We start from the raw sequence: 1,605 nt of genomic DNA on the forward strand, positions 1-1,605 counted from the left end.
CGGGCCGTATCCAGGAGCGCGCCGCTCCCCTGGTCATAGAGCAGGGGCAGGCCGTGCTCATGCGCCAACTCTGCCAGCTCCGCCAGATCCGGTTCTCCGGTGAAACCCACAACCTTAAAGTTTGAATGGTGGGCAACCAGGATCGCCGCCGTCTCAGGTGTAATTGCCCGGGCATAATCGCGCAGGTGAGTGCGGTTAGTGGTACCCACTTCTACCAGGCGCGCTCCCGACTGGGCCATCACGTCCGGCACGCGAAAACCGCCGCCAATCTCGACCAACTGCCCCCGGCTGATAATCACTTCTCGGCCCTCGCAGAGGCCACTGAGCATCAGGAGCACGGCTCCGGCATTGTTATTTGCCACGAAAGCATCTTCCGCACCCGTCAGCCGGGTCAGAAGCTGGGCCGCATGGACGCTACGAGAACCGCGCGCGCCGGCTGCCAGATCGTATTCCAGGGTGCTGTACCCCGCCGCAACCGCCGTCATTGCCTTCCGAGCGGCCCGGCTAAGCGGGGCCCGACCCAGGTTCGTGTGGATAATCACGCCCGTTGCATTAATCACCGGCTGCAGGCTCGGATCCAACAGGGCCTCCAGCCACTCCTGCGCTTCCTGGATGATGGTGGCGTTCATGGGCACTGCCCGGCCGTGACCGATGATGGCCACGCGCAACTGGTCCAGGGTGGTGCGCAGGGCTTCTACCACCAGCTCCCGACCGTACTGTGCTACCAGATCGGTTACCGCCGGAGACAGGAGGAGGCTGTCTACACCGGGCAGCTGCCGCAGCAACGCCTGCAATTCACTGTTGCCGTTATTACCCTTGTCACTCATAGGAATCTAAGCCACCGGCAGCGCCTGTCTGACCGTCGCTGCCGATCTTCATTCAAACACCGAGGACGCGCGTGTGCGCACCTGCAGCAACACCTCGAAGATGATCAGTACCGCCGCCACCAGTAAGATTACGGCCGGGCCCAGGGTCCGATTCATCTGTAACCAGACACAGAAGGCGACCCACAGGCCGACCCACATCGCCTGGCGCAAGACCAGCAGGTAAGAGGGAGCCCATTCCGGGGGGCGAAGGCGCTTGTTGAGGTAGTAAACCAGCGGCAGCACCAATCCGGTCACCGCCACCATAATCGCCGCCAGAAAGGCAAGCAAAATCTCAAGATTGGTCGCTTCGAGAAGGGACGACGCATCTACCTGGGCCCGCGCCGTCGCTCGGATGAGATCAAGCCGCTCTACGTCAAAGGGCCAGAAGTTGTTCACAACATGGTTCAGGGCCAGGACGCCCAGGAAGAGTAGCCCTAACCCCAGCAACACGAACGGAATTGCACCCAACCGCCTCGCGTGCTCACCCATCCTAATTCGCCTCTGGATTGGCCGCCTGCTGCCAGAGCACCTGCAGCAGCGCGGAGCCGTAAGCGTCACATGCCTCTACTGCCGCGTAAGTGTACGGCTGGCCATCCAGCTCGAAGCGGCACTCGTACTCGTCACCGCTGTGGACCAGAGCCAGGCCATCTACCCGGCGCGCCATCAACTGCCGTAACTGGGACTCCGACGGAATCCAGACGGCCTCCGTCTGCAGGACGTAGTCGAGGGCCCACTCGGC

Annotated in this window: 3 protein-coding genes; all 3 read right to left on the reverse strand. The window is 62.4% G+C overall.

The window, feature by feature from the left end; translation table 11 throughout:
- The coding region (selA, locus tag R3280_RS16860) for an L-seryl-tRNA(Sec) selenium transferase (RefSeq protein WP_318999769.1) at positions 1-827 on the reverse strand (827 nt) is incomplete at its 3' end.
- Between the two features lie 48 nt (positions 828-875).
- Complete coding sequence (locus tag R3280_RS16865) at positions 876-1,355, reverse strand: hypothetical protein (protein WP_318999770.1); 480 nt, start codon at positions 1,353-1,355, stop codon at positions 876-878.
- Position 1,356: 1 nt separating this feature from the next.
- Positions 1,357-1,605: hypothetical protein (locus R3280_RS16870; RefSeq protein WP_318999771.1), on the reverse strand; the 249-nt coding region annotated here is incomplete at its 5' end.

Origin of the sequence: Marinobacter sp., from assembly GCF_033722195.1 — a bacterium.
In the GTDB taxonomy this organism is placed as follows: Bacteria; Pseudomonadota; Gammaproteobacteria; order Pseudomonadales; family Oleiphilaceae; genus Marinobacter.

Bases quoted from the DNA above. Each gene is read 5' to 3' on its own strand.
- R3280_RS16865 (WP_318999770.1), bottom strand. From the start codon at position 1,355: ATGGGTGAGCACGCGAGGCGGTTGGGTGCAATTCCGTTCGTGTTGCTG.